This is a genomic window from Nonomuraea sp. NPDC049684 (assembly GCF_044465345.1).
GTDB lineage: Bacteria > Actinomycetota > Actinomycetes > Streptosporangiales > Streptosporangiaceae > Nonomuraea.
On the sequence record NZ_JBITLO010000013.1, the window covers coordinates 306877 to 324419 of the forward strand.

General features: G+C 69.3%; 13 protein-coding genes. 4 read left to right on the forward strand and 9 right to left on the reverse strand.

Annotated features, from left to right (window positions below; translation table 11 throughout):
• Positions 1 to 242: 242 nt before the first annotated feature.
• Genes ACIBST_RS35240 through ACIBST_RS35265 form a run of 6 tightly spaced genes read right to left on the reverse strand, consistent with a single transcriptional unit; the run spans position 243 to position 7957 of the window.
• Entirely contained in the window at positions 243 to 1199 is a 957-nt protein-coding gene (locus ACIBST_RS35240; protein WP_397177912.1) for an alpha/beta hydrolase, read from the reverse strand.
• Positions 1200 to 1230: 31 nt separating this feature from the next.
• Positions 1231 to 2373, reverse strand: coding sequence for a serine hydrolase domain-containing protein (locus ACIBST_RS35245; protein ID WP_352319189.1), 1143 nt, complete (start codon positions 2371 to 2373; stop codon positions 1231 to 1233).
• Positions 2370 to 3398 (reverse strand): ABC transporter ATP-binding protein, encoded by a 1029-nt coding sequence (locus ACIBST_RS35250; protein WP_352319187.1) that lies wholly within the window; start codon positions 3396 to 3398, stop codon positions 2370 to 2372. The genes ACIBST_RS35245 and ACIBST_RS35250 overlap by 4 nt, the downstream gene beginning before the upstream one ends.
• Positions 3395 to 5269, reverse strand: a complete 1875-nt coding sequence (locus ACIBST_RS35255; RefSeq protein WP_352319185.1) for a dipeptide/oligopeptide/nickel ABC transporter permease/ATP-binding protein — start codon at positions 5267 to 5269, stop codon at positions 3395 to 3397. Before ACIBST_RS35255 ends, ACIBST_RS35250 begins: the two co-directional genes overlap by 4 nt.
• Positions 5266 to 6204, reverse strand: coding sequence for an ABC transporter permease (locus ACIBST_RS35260; RefSeq protein ID WP_397177913.1), 939 nt, complete (start codon positions 6202 to 6204; stop codon positions 5266 to 5268). The genes ACIBST_RS35255 and ACIBST_RS35260 overlap by 4 nt, the downstream gene beginning before the upstream one ends.
• 28 nt (positions 6205 to 6232) lie before the next feature.
• Positions 6233 to 7957, reverse strand: coding sequence for an ABC transporter substrate-binding protein (locus ACIBST_RS35265; protein WP_352319181.1), 1725 nt, complete (start codon positions 7955 to 7957; stop codon positions 6233 to 6235).
• A gap of 92 nt (positions 7958 to 8049) precedes the next feature.
• Between ACIBST_RS35265 and ACIBST_RS35270 the strand changes: the two genes are divergently transcribed.
• From ACIBST_RS35270 to ACIBST_RS35285, 4 genes are all read left to right on the forward strand, one after another.
• Positions 8050 to 9075 carry a LacI family DNA-binding transcriptional regulator gene (locus ACIBST_RS35270; protein ID WP_352319179.1) on the forward strand — a complete coding sequence of 342 codons (1026 nt, stop codon included), beginning with the start codon at positions 8050 to 8052 and terminating at the stop codon, positions 9073 to 9075.
• A gap of 74 nt (positions 9076 to 9149) precedes the next feature.
• Positions 9150 to 10070, forward strand: a complete 921-nt coding sequence (locus ACIBST_RS35275; RefSeq protein ID WP_352319177.1) for a hypothetical protein — start codon at positions 9150 to 9152, stop codon at positions 10068 to 10070.
• A 78-nt stretch (positions 10071 to 10148) separates the two neighbouring features.
• Complete coding sequence (locus ACIBST_RS35280) at positions 10149 to 11141, forward strand: carbohydrate kinase (protein WP_397177914.1); 993 nt, start codon at positions 10149 to 10151, stop codon at positions 11139 to 11141.
• Positions 11142 to 12203: 1062 nt separating this feature from the next.
• Positions 12204 to 15326, forward strand: a complete 3123-nt coding sequence (locus ACIBST_RS35285; RefSeq protein ID WP_397177915.1) for a Tn3 family transposase — start codon at positions 12204 to 12206, stop codon at positions 15324 to 15326.
• Here ACIBST_RS35285 and ACIBST_RS35290 read toward each other — a convergent pair.
• The 3 genes from ACIBST_RS35290 to ACIBST_RS35300 form a co-directional block, all read right to left on the reverse strand.
• On the reverse strand, positions 15282 to 16691 hold the full coding sequence (locus ACIBST_RS35290) for a PP2C family protein-serine/threonine phosphatase (RefSeq protein ID WP_397177916.1): 1410 nt from the start codon (positions 16689 to 16691) through the stop codon (positions 15282 to 15284). The two genes, ACIBST_RS35285 and ACIBST_RS35290, sit on opposite strands and share 45 nt — an antisense overlap.
• A gap of 123 nt (positions 16692 to 16814) precedes the next feature.
• Positions 16815 to 17138, reverse strand: a complete 324-nt coding sequence (locus tag ACIBST_RS35295) for an STAS domain-containing protein (protein WP_364344727.1) — start codon at positions 17136 to 17138, stop codon at positions 16815 to 16817.
• A 115-nt stretch (positions 17139 to 17253) separates the two neighbouring features.
• The coding region (locus tag ACIBST_RS35300; RefSeq protein WP_397177917.1) for a hypothetical protein at positions 17254 to 17543 on the reverse strand (290 nt) is incomplete at its 5' end.

Consider the following 17543-nt stretch of genomic DNA (forward strand, 5'->3'; position numbering starts at 1 on the left):
CGACCTCGCCTCGACGTTGAAGATCGACCCGCGCGCCGCACTACTACCGCCACCGCCCCTCATCGTCGCTCGGCGCCGCCCAGGGCATCGCCGGTTAGGACAGGCCAGCACGCCCCGACCCGTGCCCGGCCCGGTGGCCAGTGCGCCGAACTCCGCGCCGCGGACGCGAATCCAATGTGTCCAGTGCGGATGGCCTGCGGCGCCGGTGCGGTACGTCCAGGGAAGCCCGGTCGCTGACGCGCTCAGCCGGCTGCGGTCGCCTGCTGGTGTGTGCGCCGTAGGACGGTGAGGACTTCGTTGCGCCAGGCGCGGGCGGAGGCCATGGCTTTGGTGAAGGCCGACGACATGTGGATGTGCCCTTTTTGGAGGGAGAAGGTTGCGGGGACTCCAGCTTCGTTGAGCCGTTCGGCGTAGCGTTCGCCGTCGTCGCGCACGGGGTCGTATTCGGCGGACATGATGTAGGCGGCTGGCAGGCCGGACAGGTCTGCCGCGAGCAGGGGAGAGACGTACGGGTTCGTCGGGTCTTGCCCGCCGAGGTAGTACCGGGCGCACATCGTGGCGGTGGCGAGTGTGAGTCCGTATCCGGTGGCGAGTCGCTGATGGGAGGGCAGGCTGAAGGTGAGGTCCAGGGCCGGTACTTCGAGGAGTTGCAGTGCGAGCGCCGGACCGTTCTCGTTGCGGGCTTTGAGTGCGACCGCGGCGGCGAGATTGGCGCCGGCGGAGCCGCCGCCAATGGTGATGAGGTCGGGTCGGATGCCGAGTTCGTCGGCGTGTTCGACCGTCCAAAGCAGGGCCGCGTAGCAGTCGTTGAGTCCGGTTGGGAAGGGGTTTTCGGGCGCCTTGCGGTAATTCACCGCGATGACGACGCATCCAGCTCCGGCTGCGCGTTCGGCGCAGAAGATGTCGATGGCGCTGTTGTTGATCGATCCGCCGATCCATCCGCCGCCGTGCAGGTAGATGTGCGCGGGGTGAGGGCCGGCGGCGATGGGTGTGAAGATGTGCAGGTCGATGGTCCCTTGGCTGACAGGGATGGTGACGGCCTGACGTGATCTCACGGGCGGGGCCGGCTCCATCAGCTGGGAGACGAGCGCTTCGCTGCCTGCTTGGTCTTGGGCGCGGAAGGCGGCGAAGTCGTCGATTTCCTCCGGTGAGGGCGGCAGGGAGGCCAGCAGGGGTTCGAGGAACGGGTCGAGCGGCATGGTGTCGTCTCCTTAGGGTTGGAGTGCAGCTTTACAGGCAGGCGCGCAGTGCGCGGCAGAGGGCCTCGGCGCGGTCGTCGGGGATTCCGCCGGGGCGGATGGTCTGGTAGGCGAAGGCCGTCTGGGATTCGGGGTGGGCGAAGGCGAGCTGGCCGCCGAGGCCGTCGTGGCCGAAGCTGCCGGGCCCGGCCATGCCGCGCCGTGTCGAGTGGAGCATGAAGCCGGTTCCCCATCGGTTGCCTTCGTCGAGGCCGATACGAGGCTGGCCTTGGGAGCGGACGGCGCGGGCGTCGTGGATGGTGGCGGGCCTAAGGAGGCGGATGCCATCGATGTCGCCGATGGTGGCGGCATACAGGCGGGCGAGGCTGCGGGCGTTGGTGACTAGGTTCGCGGCGGGGAGTTCCGGGGCGAGGAACTCGGGCGTGCTGGCGGAGGCGGGCATGTCGCCGGCGTTGAAGACGCCGCCGAGGCTCATGGCGCGGACCGCCGTCGGGTCCGCGAGCACTGCGGCGATCGCCTTGGCGGCGGCGGGGTCGGTGATGGGGAGCGGTTGGAGCATCGGGGAGAAGTCGGCCGCGGCCGGGTCGGCTCCGAAGGTCATGGCAAGACCGAGTGGTTCGGTGACGTGGTCGCGCAACCAGTCGCCGACGCTGTGGCCGGTGGCGCGGCGCATGACTTCGCCGACGAGCCAGCCGAAGGTGAGTGCGTGGTAGGCGAATGCGGTGCCGGGGGGCCAGGCGGGCGCTTGGCGGGCGAGGGTCTCGGCCACGGGATGCCAGGACTGCAGATCCTCGGCCGTCAGGTCCTGGTCGGGGGCGACGAGTCCGGCCTGGTGGGCGAGCAGGTGCCGGACGGTGGTGCCCTCTTTGCCGTTCTGGACGTACTCCGGCCAGTACTTGGCCACGGGGGCGTCGAGATCGATCAGGCCTTGTTCGGCGGCCATGAGGACGCAGATGGTGGTGACGCCCTTGCTGACGGAGAACACCACACTGCGGGTGTCGGGTGTCCAGGCGCCGCGTCCGCTCCGTCCGGCCCAGATGTCGATGACCGGTCGCCCTGCGATGTAGACGACGCATGATGCGGCGGTGTCGCCGCGTTGGTCGAAGTTGTCGGAGAAGGCTTCGGCGACCGGTTCGAATCCGGGGGTCACGAGGCCTTGCGGGCGCGGGCTCAAGATGTCTCCGTTCCATTGGAGGTCGTGGTCAGCGGCGCGGCCCCGTGGTCGGGCGCGTCATGTTGCCATTGGGGGTAGTGGTGGCAGGCGACGGTCCGCCCGTCGTCGAGGTGACGGGTTTCGGGTCGGGTCTGTCGGCAGCGGTCTGTCGCGAAGGGGCAGCGAGGCGCGAACGGGCAGCCGCCCTGGGCGCCGGTGGAGTTCTCGGGGACCGTTGCAGCGGGGCGGCGTCGGCGTTGCGTAGTGGGGTCGGCGACTGGTGCGGCGAGCAGGAGCGCCCGGGTGTAGGGGTGGGCCGGGGAGCGGGCGACCAGGTGGGTGGGGCCTGCTTCCATGACCTGGCCGCGGTACAGAACGGTGAGATCGTGGCACAGGTGCCGGACGACCGACATGTCGTGGGAGATGAACAGGTAGCTCAGCCCGTGCTGGTCTTGCAGGTCGGCGAGCAGGTTGAGGATCTGTGCCTGGACCGAGAGGTCCAGTGCGCTGACGGCTTCGTCGCAGATGACCAGGCGGGGCGCGGTCATCAGGGCGCGGGCGATCGAGATCCTCTGGCGTTGGCCGCCGGAGAAGTCGCGTGGGAACCGTGACGCGGCACTGGGCTCCATGCCGACGTCCTTGAGCATGGCGGTGGTGCGGCCGGTGATGTCGTGGCGAGAGTGCGTTCCCTGTGCTCGCAGTGGCTCTGCGAGGGACCGGCCGATGGTGTAGGAGGGGTTGAGTGAGCTGTTCGGGTCCTGGAACACCGCCTGGAGCGTGCTGCCGAGCTTGCGTCGCTGGGCCGGCCGCAGGCGGGTGATGTCTTGATCGAGCAGTTGCACGGCGCCTGAGGCGATGGGCGCGAGGCCGAGAACGGCTTTGGCGAGGGTGGACTTTCCCGAGCCGGACTCGCCGACCAGGCCCATGGTCCTTCCCTGCGGGACGATGAGGGTGACGTCGTCCAAGGCCCAGAACATCGGGTCACGGCGCCGGCGCCGGAAGCCGACGGCGAGGTTGCGGACCGCGAGCGCGGGAGTGTCGGTCACTGCGGTAGTGCTCCTTCCTGGACGAGCTCGTCCACGCGGCTGCACCGGGTCGCCGCATCAGCCCCCACCTGGACCAGGGGGATGGGCGCCGTCGTGCAGGCATCGGTGGTGTGGGCGCAACGTCCGGCGAACCGGCAACCCGCCGGCCAGAAGCCGGGCGGTGGTACACGCCCGGGCAGGGTGGGCAGACGAGCCCCTTCGGCGGCATTGCTGGGGTCGGCGGCCAGTAGGGCGGCGCTGTAAGGGAAGCGCGGCGCGCGGAACAGCGCCTCAACGTCGGCCTTCTCCACGACCTCGCCGGCGTACATGACGACAGCGCGGTCGGCGATGTCCGCCACGACGCCCCAGTCGTGGGTGATGAGCAGGATCGCCATCCCGGTCTCGTGTCGCAGTTCCCGCAGCAGTTGCAGGATCCCGGCTTGGACGGTGACGTCGAGTGCCGTGGTCGGCTCGTCGGCGATCACCAGCTGCGGCCGTCCGGCGAGCGCGAGGGCGATGTTGACGCGCTGGGCCATGCCGCCGGAGATCTGATGCGGATAGGCGGCCAGGACCCGGTCGGTGTCGGTGAGCTTGACCTGGTGCAGCAGCTCGATCGCGCGGGCGCGGGCGTCCCGCCGGGACAGCTCATCGCGACAGCGGATGACCTCGATGAGGTGGCTGCCGATGGTGTGGGTGGGGTCGAGGCTGCCCAGCGCGTCCTGCGCGATGTAGGCGATGCCCGAGCCCCGTACGGCGCGGTAGGCCTTCGGTCCGCCGGCGACCAGGTCCATGCTGGCGAATTCCACGTGCCCTGAGGTGATCTGGACTCCGCTGGGGAGCAGGCCGAGGACCGCCAGTGCGGTCATCGTCTTGCCGCAGCCGGATTCGCCCACGACGGCGACGGTCTCACCCGCTCGGACGGTGAAGCTCGCGTCGCTGACGAGCAGCGGCCCGCCGTCAGCGCTGATCGCCAGGTTCTGGACCTTCAACAGAGCATCGCTGGTGTCGGTTGTGGTAGCGGGTTGAGTCGTGGCCGGTTCCGCGCCGGTGCGTCGGCGCCGGGCCGACAGCCGCTCGCCGGATGAGATGTCGCGGATCGTGTCACCGAGCACGCCGAAGGCGAGCACGGTCAGTGCCAGCGCCACCCCGGGCGGAACGAGCAGCCATGAGCTGGTGGTGATGACCGACGAAGCCTCGCTGATCATTTGGCCCCAGCTGGGCCGGTTGCCGGCGGCGGTGACGCCGAGGAAGGCCAACGCGGCCTGGAACGCAAGCGCCACTCCCGCGAACACCGATCCCTGCACCAGCACGGGACCGAGCACGCGCCGCAGGATGTGACCGGTCATGATCCGCCAGGGACGGACACCGGCGACCCGTGCGGCGATGACGAACAGCTCGTCGCGGACCAGGAGGGTCGCGCCACGCACGACACGCGTGAGCATGGGGGCTCCCAGCACGCCGAGGGTCACCATCGCCGCCGTCGGACTGGAGGAGAAAACGGCGAGGACCACCAGCACCAGGATGATCGAGGGGATGCCGAGGGCCAGTTCGGTGGCCCGGCTGACCGCCGCGTCGATCAAGCCGCCCCGGTAACCGGCCGTGATCCCCAGGGGCAGGCCGAGCGCGAGGAACACCACCAGCGCGATCACCACGTTGACCAGCGACGGGGTGATCCCGTACAGCAGCCGGCTGAGCACGTCGCGGCCGAGTGTGTCGGTGCCGAGCAGATGACCGGCCGAAGGCCCGGCGAGCACGTCGGCCAGGTCCTGCGCCTGGGGCGGATGCGGCGCGAGGGCCGGGGCGAGCAGACCGGCTGCGATCAGCAGGACGAGGTAGGCGGCCGCGATGGCCCCCAGCGGTCTGCGGCGCAGTGCGGTAATCGAGGTTCTCATGACAGCCGCGCCCGGGGGTTGAGGTAGCCGTAGGCCACGTCGACGAGCAGGTTCACCGCGACGACGATGAGGGTGAAGTACACGACCACTCCTTGGATGAGCGGCAGGTCGTGGGCGGAGGTCGCCTGGACAGCGGTGCTGCCGAGCCCGGGGATGGCGAAGATGAACTCCACCGCGACGGTTCCGCCGAGCGCGCCGACGAACACCATCCCGATGACGGTCAGCACCGGGACCGCGGCGTTCTTCAGCGCGTGCCGGTAGACCACCGACAGCTCCGGCACGCCGGCCGCCCGCAGCGTGCGGACGTAGGTCTGGTCCAGGGCCGCTGAGACGGCGTCGCGTGCCTGCCGGGCGATAGTGGCGGTGGCCGGCATCGCCAGCGTGATGACCGGAAGGACCAGCGAGTTCAGCCAGCCTGCGGGATCTTGGCCCAGCGGGATGTATCCGGTGGGCGGGAAGGCCGCGAGCTTGACCGCGAACACCACGACCAGGACCAGTCCCAGCCAGAAGTCGGGCAGCGCCAGGCCGATGATGGAACCGGCCTGCACGAGACGGCCCACCGCACCCCGGCGTGCCGCCCGCACACCCATCAGCACACCCACGGCCGTGGCGACGAGCACGGCGCCGATGATCAGCGAGAGAGAGGGCCCGAGCCGGTCGCCGAGCTGCCCGGCGACCGGCTGCCGGTTGATCAGCGAGCTGCCCAGGTCTCCGTGCAACGCCCCCGACAACCAGTTCCAGTACTGGACCCACAGCGGCCGGTCCAGCCCGAGTTCCTGGCGTGCGGCCTCCAACTGGTCCGCCGTGGCGTTGGGGCCCAGCAATGAACGGGCGGCGTCACCCGGCAGCAACGCCACCAGGGCGAACGACACCACGGACGCCACCAGCACCAGCGGTATCGACCACGCCAGCCGGCGCAGGATGAGTTTCAGCATCATTGTCTCCGTGCTCGGGTGCGCTGCCTCAGCCGGCCGGCCGGAGTTCGGTCAGCCATGGCACACCGGCATTGGCGGTGGTCGCATCGAGCCCGGTGAGGCCCTTGACCAGGTAGTAGCTCAGCGGTGCACCCACCACCGGCAGGCTCCAGGCCTGATCCACCAGGTAGGCGTTGATCTGCTTCTGGATGGCCGCGCCGTCCTGCTCGCCGGCCGCGAAGTACTGCCCGTACAAGGCCTCCAGCTTCGGGTCGACCGTGTGGAGCGGGTTGAACGGGCCCTGCGGGTTGACGAATCCGACGTACAGCGACGCCATGTTGGCCAAACCGTACCCGATGGCCGCCGCGGGGAACTTCCCCGACTGCATCGCGACGAAGTAGTCGTTGGCCACCGCCTTCGTCGTGATCTGGAGCTTGACTCCTACCTTGGCCAGCTGGCCCGCCACCGCCTGCATCATCTTGTCCATCCCGGACAGCGAGGTGTCCAGGACCGGCAACGTGAACCCGTCGGGGTAGCCCGCTTGGGCGAGCAGCTGCTTGGCACGGCCCGGGTCGTAGGCGTAGGCAGAGTTCAGCGACGGATCGTAGGCGGCCTGCCCCGGCAGGGCGTACTGGCTGATCGTCAGCTTCTGATCGCCGTAGAGGGCCTTGGCGATGGCAGCGCGGTCGACCGCGTGGTTCAGCGCCTGCCGGACCCGCACATCGCCGAGCGGCTTGGCCAGCTCCCCCGCCCGGTCGACCAGGTTGAGCCCGGTCAGCGCCTGCGGCGGGGCCGAGACGGTGAGCCCGGCGCCGCGCGCCGCCTGCAGCGTCGTCGGATCCCCCAGCGCGGCCTGTACCTGCCCGGCCCGCATCGCCTGGATCATCGACGAGGGGTTGGGAATCACGCGGATCGTGACCGACTTCCAGCGCTGCCGACTCTTGTCCCAGTAATGCGGATTCGGCACGAACGTGTAGTGGTCTCCCACGACGGTCTGCGATGCCTGCAGCATGTACGGGCCGGCCCCCGCCGTTCCCTTGTCCAGGGTCGCGGGATCGGCCACCGCCTTCGGGCTGGCGATGTCCCCACCGCCGAACGCCTGCGCGAAGGCGAAGGTCAGGTTCGGGTCGGACTTTCTCAGGTTCAGCCGCACCGTCAGGGGCCCTGTGACCTCGACCTCGGAGACGCTCACCAGCAACTGCGCCGGCGACCCGATTTTCTGGCCGCGCGCATAGTCCAGGTAGGTCTTCACAGCCTGGGCGTCCAGGGCGGTGCCGTCGCTGAACTTGAGCCCTTCGCGCAAGGTCAGCTCGTAGACACGGTTGCCCTTGCCGGAGTAGCCCCATTTGACCGCGAGCCCCGGCCCGAACGTGCCGTCTGGCTTCATGACGACCAAGGGGTCGTACGCCCACTGGTAGAAGGCCGAGTACGAGGGATCGCCGATCCCCGGGTTCAGGCTCGGCGGCGACGCAGGAAAGCCGAAGGTGAACTGGTCGCTCACCTGTCCGCCGCTGCTCTTCGCACCGCCCGTCCCGCAGGCGGTGGCGGCGAGCGCGGTGACGGCCGCGGTGGCGATGGCGGCGCTCAGGCGCGGCCACCGGGGCGGCGACCAGCCGTGGGATAGGAGGCCGGACACGTTCATCTCCAGATCGAAGTAGGCACTGCAGGGTTGGATCGAGGCGTTGTGACAGCCGGCCAGAGCGCCAGTTAGGGCGTCTACCAGCGACTTTTCCGTGCTGCCGACGACACCGTCGGACGTGTTATCGTTGCGCAAACGATTTAGCAAAGGATGCGTCCCGGTATGCGCCGTGTCAAGCCCCCCTACGATGATCAGACGACGGAGCCCGTGTCCCCGGGGAGGAGAGCATGTCTCAACGCAGAGTGACGCTGGCCGACGTGGCTCGGCGCGCTGGCCTGTCCACGACGGCGGCTTCCCGGGTGCTCAACGGGCGCGAGGGGACCCGGCTGTCGGAGGACGCCCGGCGGCGGGTGCTCGCCGCGGCGAGCGAGCTCGGCTACCGCCCCAACGTGGCGGCGCGCAGCCTGCGCACCCACAAGACCGCGACCATCGCGCTCATCTCCGACACGGTCGCCACCACCCGGTTCGCCGGCGGCATGATCCGCGGGGCGCTCGACGCCGCCCGCGAACGCGACCACGTCCTGCTGATCGCCGAAACGCAGGGCGACCCGGACCTCGAGCGCGACGTGATCGACGCGATGCTGCACCGCCAGGTCGACGGCGTCATCTACGCCGCCATGTACAGCCGCCACCTCGCCGTCCCGCCGCCGCTGCTGTCGGTCCGGACGGTGCTGCTCAACGCCACCAGCGCACACCGGCTCCCGTCCGTCCTGCCCGGTGAGGAGGACGCGGGATACGCCGTCGCCGCCGCACTCATCGCTCACGGGCACAGGCGCATCGCCGTGCTCGGCCGGACCGAGTCGGTCGAGCGGGGACCGCACAGAGCGCTCGCCGCGGGGCTGCGCCTGCGAGGCATCCGCCGGGCGCTTACCGGGCAGCGCCTTCGGCTCTCGACGGGTGAGCAGACGGCCGACTGGGAGGTCGAGAGCGGATACGCCGGCATGCGCGCCCTGCTGCGCCGCCCCAACCGGCCCTCCGGGGTCATCTGCATGAATGACCGGCTCGCCTTCGGCGCCTACCAGGCCGCCGCCGAGGCACGCTGCACCGTCCCCGGCGACATCTCGATCGTGTCCTTCGACGATGAACCCATGGCCGCATGGATGCGCCCCGGCCTGACCACCGCCGCACTGCCCCACGAGGACATGGGCCGCCTCGCGGCCGAACTCCTGCTCGACGAGGACGCCGGCCCCGGAACTCGATGGGTGCCGATGCCACTGCGCGAGCGAGGCTCTATAGCGGCGCCCACCGCCTGATCTCGTGGTGCCGGTCGAACCGACCGGTGTTCGCCCCCCTGTTGCTCAATCGATTTAGCCTTGGAGAGTGACGAATGCTGCGCTTGCCCGACGCCTGGGTGTGGGACAGCTGGTACACACGCGACGACGAAGGCCGCTTCCACGCCTTCTTCCTCCGCGCCTCCCGCGCGCTGCTGGATCCTGAGCGCCGCCACAAGCGCGCCTCCATCGGACATGCCGTCTCCAGCGACCTGTGCTCCTGGGAGTTGCGGGCCGACGCGCTCGTCCCGGCCGACGGCCCAGCATGGGACGGCCTCGCAACCTGGACCGGCAGCGTCGTGCGCGGCCCGGACGGCTGGTACATGTTCTACACCGGAGTCGGCCATGCCGCCGGCCGCCTCGTCCAGCGCATCGGCCTGGCCACCTCCGACGACCTGCACACCTGGCACCGCTTTGGCGACAAACCCCTGGTCGAGCCCGACCCCACCTGGTACGAGCACGCCGACTCCACCGACTGGCCGGGCGAGGCCTGGCGCGACCCGTGGGTGTTCGCCGACCCCACCGGCGACGGCTGGCACATGCTCATCACCGCCCACGCCAGGCAAGGACCGGCCGGCGGCCGAGGGGTCATCGGACACGCCTGGTCACCCGACCTCCTGCATTGGGAGGTCCGACCTCCCCTGACCGAACCCGCCGGGTTCGGCCACCTCGAAGTCCCCCAGAGCGCCGTCGTCGACGGCCAGCCGCTCCTGCTGTTCTGCAGCAACCTCACCCAGCGGACAGAGCCCGAGCAGATCTGGGCGGTGCCCGGCCGCTCGGTCACCGGCCCGTGGGATCTCTCGCGGGCACGACCCGTCCCGGTCTCCAACCTCTACGCCACCCGCCTGGTACAGGACACCGACGGCGCCTGGAACCTCATCGGTTTCGTCGAGGAACGCGACGGGCGCTTCGCCGGCGAACTCGGCGACCCCATGCCCGTGCGCTACACCGTCGGCGGCCTCGAACCCGCGCTGTGACCCTGGCCTGCGAGATCCGATCACTCCGTGAGAGCACCGGAGCCGACGCGATCAGAGCCTGACCCTAAGGACGGCCATATGACGATCTCCACCGCACCTGTTGTCGTGGTGGGCGAAACACTGGTGGACCTGTTGTGGCGAGCCGGTACGGACACGCTGCGCATCTCTCCCGGGGGCAGCCCGGCCAATGTGGCCCTCGGGCTACGGCGTCTGGGATGCCCCGTCAGCCTCCTCACCTGCTGGGGCGACGACCCGCCCGGCCAGATGATCAAGTCCTATCTGGCGGACACCGGCCTCGACGTCGTTCGGATTGCCGAGGCGTCCCGGAGATCAACGGTCGCTCTGGCCTACCTCGATGCCGACACTGGCTCCGCAACGTATGAGTTCGTCCCTCACTGGGCTCCCGAAACGCCGACGCTGAGCCAGGACGTCATCCTTCTGCACACCGGCTCGCTCGCAGTGGCCGTTGAACCCGGAGCCCAAAATGTTCTCAACCTGTGCATACAAGTCCACCGGCAAGGCTGCACGGTGAGCATCGACCTCAACGTGCGCCCGGCCGTGCAACCAGACCACCGCGCCTACCGGTCGGCGCTCGAACGTTTCGTCGCGGTGGCCGATGTGGTCAAGGCCAGTGATGAAGACCTGCGCTGGCTGTGGCCGGAACATGACCCGCAAGACAGTGCCCGACGGCTTCGGTCCCTCGGTCCCCGGCTGGTCGTTCTCACCCGCGGCGCCGCCGGAGCGACCGCTTACACGGCCCTTGCGCAGGTGTCGGTGCCGGCACCCTCGGTCGAGGTCGTCGACACCGTCGGCGCCGGCGATGCCTTCCAGGCGGCGCTCCTGGACGGGCTCGTCCGCACCGAGGCTGGGCGGCGCCCACGCGCCCACATCCCCGACCACCCCGAAGCGCTGCGGCGCCTCCTCACCCGCGCAGTGCTCGCTGGCGCACTCGCCACCACCCGGGAAGGCGCACAACCCCCGCACCGCTGGGAGCTTTCCGCCGCCGCACACGCCTCTCAGACCGCATGCCCCGACAGGACCGCTCCCGGCCTCGACACCACGGCGCCGTGATCTCGATCAGCAGGACGAGGCCATGCCCATCGGGGGAGATTACGAAGCGCCGTCCGGGCGCGCGCCCCACCCGGCTCCCGCCCCTCTATGGCACCGTGTTCGGCGAGTACGCCGCGGCGCTGGAGCGCGCGCCGCTGTCGGATGAGACCCGGCGCACCTACCGCTCCCGTGGATTATCTAGGGTTGGAGGACCCTTCCAGCAGGTCAGAGGATGGTGATCTCTTCTTTCACGTAGGCCAAGTTGACTGAGCTCGACCCAAGCTCAAAGCGGCCCTGGGCGGGCGGCAGAACAACTCATAGGCCGTCCCGTACGACATGGCCTTGCCCAGCAGCGCGTGGGACAGGTTCACGCAACACCATGTCCCCGGCGCGTCCTGGTTTATCTGGCTATCCGAATGTCTCGGCAGGCCAGCGCGCCGTCGATTAGTAAGGCATGTTGCCTCGAACATGCGTCCAGGTTTTTCGGCCGAAACACCTTCCGTAGCTTGGCCGAGGCCGTGACGATCGCCGGCGGTAGCTGGGCTCCGACAGTGGCTGGGGCGATCGCCGCCGCGGACCTCCTTTGTCGGCCCACGGCATCGAGCCAGCAAGGCTCACGGAAGAAGCTATGGGAACGACGCTTGGCAGCGCTCACGAGCGTGCACTGCTGCACCGGAAACGTTTCGGTCGAAACGTTTCGTGGACTCCTGTTCGAGGATGGCGCTGTGCCCGACCCCCCCGAGGGCCACGCACCTGACGTGACCCACATGCCGTACGGACCCCCAGATACTGTGCGTCAAGTAGCCGCCCGCACTACTTGAAGTACTTGTCGCACGACTGAGAGCCACCAAAGATAACAAGAGTGAAGCCGGGGGCTGAGGTTGGCGACCTAGGGGGCCAGACCAAGTACGAGAGAAAGGGGCAGTGAAGCGCTGAGCCGCGGCCCAGAGGGCAGATGCGTCGGATGATGTGACCCTCCGGATGGGCTTGGTTGCGGTTTGGTGAACGAGGTCTCTGGTGGGGGTCATCGTCGCTACGGTTTCGGCGTCTGGACGCCGGGATTGAGGCGAGGGACGGCCTGGGATGACGTGGATCGAGCGGACCGCCTATCCGCAGTTCAAGCGGCTGACGTCGGCGCGAGTGCTGCATGTGTTCTTCACGCCGTCGCCGGAGGAGGTGGCCTGGGCAGAAAGGCGCACCGGCAGCTTGGAGTCGCGCTTCGCGCTGGTGCTGGCGTTGAAGTGCTTTCAGAAGATGGCGCGTTTCCCGGCCCCGGACGAGATCCCTGAGGTGGTGATCGACCACGTCCGGCGCTGTCTGGAGCTGCCTGAGGACGTCTGGCCGGACCATGGCGCCTCCCGTAGCGCGAAGGCGCATCGCAAGCTGGTGCGCCAGCGTCAGGGCGTGAAGTACGACGCGGGCCGGGCCCGGGCGATCGCCGCGGCGGCGATCCGGAAGGCGGCCCAGGCCAAGAACAATCCGGCGGATCTGATCAACGTGGCGATCGAGGAGTTGCTCCGGCGTCGGCTGGAGCTGCTCGGGTACACGACGCTGGAGGACCTGGCCACGAGCATCCGCGCTGAGGTGAACGCCGCCATCTTCGCCACGATCCTGCGGCGGATGGGTGAGGCGGGCCGGGCCCGGATGGAGGGGTTGCTCGTTGTCGGGCCGGACGGCAAATCGACGTTCAACCGGCTCAAGAAGCCCGCCCAGCGGGCCACCTGGTCGCGGTTCCGCGAGCAGGTGAGATGGCTGGATCAGGTGGACGCGCTCGGCGACACCGACGCCTGGCTGGAGGGCATCGCGCCGTCGAAGATCGCCGACTTCGCGGGTGAGGCCGACGCGCAGGACGCCGACACCTTGTCGCGCTATGACCCGGTCAAGCAGGTGGCGTTGCTGGTGTGCTTGACGCACACCGCCCGGATGCGGGCCCGAGACGACCTGGCCGAGATGTTGTGCAAGCGGATGGCCTCCCACGTCAAACGGGCCAAGGCGGAGCTGGAGGAGATCCGCGCTCGGCAGCGTGCGACCAGCGAGCGGTTGATCGGTACCTACCGTCAGGTGCTGGAACGTCTCGACCCCGGTAGCGAGGCCTCGGCCGCCGGGGTCGAGGCGGTGGCGCGGGCCATGGAGGCGGTGACCTCGTGCGCGGCGGGCGCCGGGCAGGTCCAGGCGCTCGGCGAGATGCTGTCGGCGCTCGTGGTGCAGACCCGCAGCGTGCAGACCGTACGGGCGGCGGTGGAGCAGGCCGGCGGGTTCGCCGCCCAGTTGGCCGACATCGAGGAGGTCGCCGCCTTCCACGGCGACGCCCACGAGCTGCTGGTGTACCGGTTCTTCAAGAAGGACCGGCCGGCGCTGTTCGAGCTGGCGGGCAAGCTGCGGCTGAAGGCCACCTCCAGCGACGATTCGGTGCTGGCCGCGCTGGCGCACGCCCGCGAGCACTCACCCAAGCGGCGCGACTTCATCCCGCTGCCCCCGCCGGTGGAGGAGGACGTCCCGGAGTCGGGCATCGCGTTCGCCTCGGGCAACTGGCGGCGCGCGGTGACCGACCGGCGCCGTCCCGGCATGGTGGCGCGCCGGCATTTCGAGGCGATGGTGTTCTGTTACTTGGCCGAGGAACTGCGCACCGGCGACGTGGCCGTGCTCGGCTCGAACGAGTACGCCGACTGGGGCGCCCATCTGCAGCCTTGGGAAGAGTGCCAGTCGAAGCTGGCTGCCTTCTGCGAGAAGGTCGGGCTGCCCGACACCCCGGCCGGTTTCGTCGCCCACCTCAAGGACGCCCATCTGAGCGCGGCCGCGCATTTGGACGCCGGCTACCTCGACAACGCCGACCTGATCATCGACGAGGCCGGTGTGCCGACCCTCAAGCGCCGCCGCGGCAAGGGCAGCGATGCGGATGCCGAGCGGCTGGCGGCCGAGATCGAGCGGCGCATGCCCGAACGCTCGCTGCTGTCGATCGTGGCGCGCACCGCTCACTGGCTGAGCTGGTATCGCCACTTCGGCCCGGCCTCCGGCTCCGACCCCAAGATCAAGGACAAGCTGGGGCGGTACTCGCTGGCGGTGTTCACCGGCGGTATCAACATCGGCCCGTACGAGGCGGCCAAGCACATCGCCGGCGTCACCGCCCGCGAGCTGTCCATGGTCCGCAACCGGCACATCACCCTGAAGAAGCTGAACGCCGCGATCGCGGATGTGGTCAACGCCTTCGCCGAGCTGGACGTGGTCAAGGCCTGGGGGGACGGTAGCACGGTGGCCGCCGACGGCACCCAGGTGGACACCTACATCGATAATCTCCTGGCCGAGACTTCCATCCGGTACGGAGGATTCGGCGGCATCGCCTACCACTACATCTCCGACACCTACGTGGCGCTGTTCTCCCGGTTCATCCCGTGCGGGGTGTGGGAGGCGGTGCACCTGATCGAAGGGCTGCTGGCCAACGGCTCCGACATCCAGCCCTCCACCGTGCACGCCGACACCCAGGGCCAGAACTTCCCGGTCTTCGCCCTGGCCACGTTGTTCGGGTTCGACCTGATGCCGCGCATCCGCAACTACAAGGACCTGATCTTCTTCCGCGCCTCGGAGAAGATCGCCTACCCGCACATCGACCAGCTGTTCGGCGAGAGCGGCCGCAACGTCATCGACTGGAAGCTGATCGACAAGCACTGGATCGACCTGATGCAGGTGGCGATCTCCATCAGCGAGGGCCGCCTGTCCTCGGCCACGCTGATGCGGCGCCTGCGCTCCAACTCCCGCAAGAACCGCATCTACAAGGCCTTCCGGGAGGTCGGCCGCAGCGTCCGTACCGTCGCTCTGTTGCGGTATCTGGCCGACCCGGCGCTGCGGGCGCGGGTCACCGCGGCGACGAACAAGGTCGAGTCCTACAACGGGTTCTCCAAGTGGATCGGCTTCGGCGGGGTGCTGGCCGACAACGACCCCGAAGAGCAGGAGAAACTGATCAAGTTCAACACGCTGCTGGCCAACCTGGTCGTCTTCCACAACGCCTTGGACATCTCCGATGTCGTGCGGCAGCTCGTGGCCGAAGGCTGGGAGATCACCGCCGACCAGCTCGGCCAGATCGCCCCGTATCTGCGGGCCCACATCAGCCGCTTCGGCGCCTACGCCACCGACGAGCTACATCACCAGCCAGCCCCGTTCGACCCCCTACTTAAGGAGGTCGACTTCACCGACGTCGAGCTGGCCGCCTGATTTTCGGCGTGCTGATGGCTCTTGATCACCATGTGCCTCGTGCGGCACGGTCATGATGGAGCGTTCCAGGGTGAGCGGCCGTTGCCGCTGGGTGCGCCATTCGGCCGTCAGTACGGTGGCGTCGTCCTGCAGCCGGCCGCGCTGGTGCTCCAGGATGGCCTGGATCAGGCGGCGCAGGGTTTCCGGAGCCGACATGCCGTCGGCCTCGCGGCGGACGATGAAGTCGATGAAGCGCTCCAGCCCGAACAGCTCCCCGCTCGGGCTCTGGGCCTCGATGATGCCGTCGGTGTAGAACAGCAGCCGGTCCGCGGGCTCGAGCTGGTAGTGCAGCAGCCCGGTGGACACTCCCCAGCCCAGACCCATCGGGGGGTCGGGCACGCTGGTCAAGGTGGCGACCTGCCGGCCGCCTCGGATCACCAACGGCGGATGGTGACCTCGATTGACCCAGGTCAGCCGGCCGGTCCGCAGATCGAGATCGGCAAGGACGCCGGTGGCGAAGCGGCCGGTGAACTGCTCGGCGATCGCCGCGTCGATCGCCTCGCTCGTCGCGGGCAGCGTCGTGCCCCGGCGGCGGCTGGTGCGAGCCGACCCGATGGCGATGGTGGCGGTGAGCCCGGCCGCGGTGTCGTGCCCCATCGCGTCGAAGATCGACACATGCAGGGTGTCGCCATCGATCGCGTAGTCGTAGGCATCGCCGCCCACCTCGTAGGCCGGCTCCAGCGCGGCACTGACCACCACCCTGTCGTCGGCGAAGGCCCCAGGCGGCAGCAGGTTCCACAACACCTCGGCCGACAGCGTCATCGGCCGGGCGCGGACCAAACGGGCGTAGGAATCGCTGTAGGGGCTCTTGCTGACCAGCAGCAGCGAGAGGAGCGAGGCCAGCCGGCCGGCCAGCAACGCCGCGCGCTCATATCCCCGCTGCACGCTCACTCCCAGGACGCCGACCCGTTCGGTGCCGCTCAGCAACGGCACCCATAGCCGCTGCGGCCCCTCGCCGACCGGCGAGGCAGGGACGCTCTCGGGAGCGGCGGGATCCAGCACGTGCCGGGCCTCGACGATCTCCACGTCGCGGAAGGCGCGCCCGGCCATGGTGGCGTCAATCCGGATCGCCTCGAGCCGTTCGCCGTACACGTCGCACTGCCCGGCCAAGGGCACCAGCAACTGCTGCTGCAGGTCAGCCACGTAGATCATCGTCTGAGAGAAGCCGGCCAACCGTCCGTACGCGGCGACCAGGCCCGGCAGATCCTCCATCGCGGACAGCTGAGTGGCGTCCAGCAGGCCGCCCAGCATCCGCTCACCATCACCCGTCACCTTGACGCCTTCCCCCTGGAGCCCCCTCCCCTCACAATAGATCGTCTCCTCCATGTGGAACGAGCTCCTTTCAAGCGTGCTGACCAGGACTAACGTCCCCCGAGCGTGCTGGGGCGGGTGCGGGTGCGCAGTGTGTGCTTGCCGGCCACCATGCGTGGGTGACGCTCGGCATGCAGGTCACGCCATGACCGGGAAGCGGTGGTCCAGGCCGGTGATGCGCAGCAGCCGGGCCATGCGCGGCGGAACGCCGGTCAGGGCCAGTGTGATGCCCCGCGCCCGGGCACGGCCTTGCACGCCGACCAGCACGCCGATCCCGCCGGCCCCGCAGAAGGTGACCCGGGACAGATCCAGGACGAGCAGGCCGGTGCTGTGGTCGAGGGCGGTGATCAGCCGCTTGCGCAGCCGGGCTGTGGTGAAGATGTCGATGTCCCCTGACAGATGCACGAGGGTCGGCGCCGAGGCGCTCATCCCGGCGAGCGGGGCGATGTCGATGACGGTCATGGAAGGTCTCCTCACGGGAGAAGCTGGATGAGATGCCTGCCGGCCGGAGATCGGCCCGCCGCCAGTACGGGCGGTGCCAGGACCGCTCGATCCGGCCGGCAGGCTGCACACGGGGTCACTGCGACGGCGCCGGCCGTCCCATGGATGGCTGCGCCGGCTGCCCGATGACCGACCCGCCCTCGTCCTCCCAACGGGCCGAGCCGTCGGCCGAGGCACGCAGAGCGGGGTCGCCCGGCAGGTGCGCGAGGGTGAGAATGGCGTCGATGCTCAAGCCGGCGACGTCCTGGGCGGTGAGCTTGAGCGTGGCCTCGGCGGCGCCGGCGACGGTGCCCGCAGGGATGATCAGCAGGACGACCGGCTCGCCGGCGGCGAAGCTGAGAGTGATCACGCGCGGGTCGGTGTGGC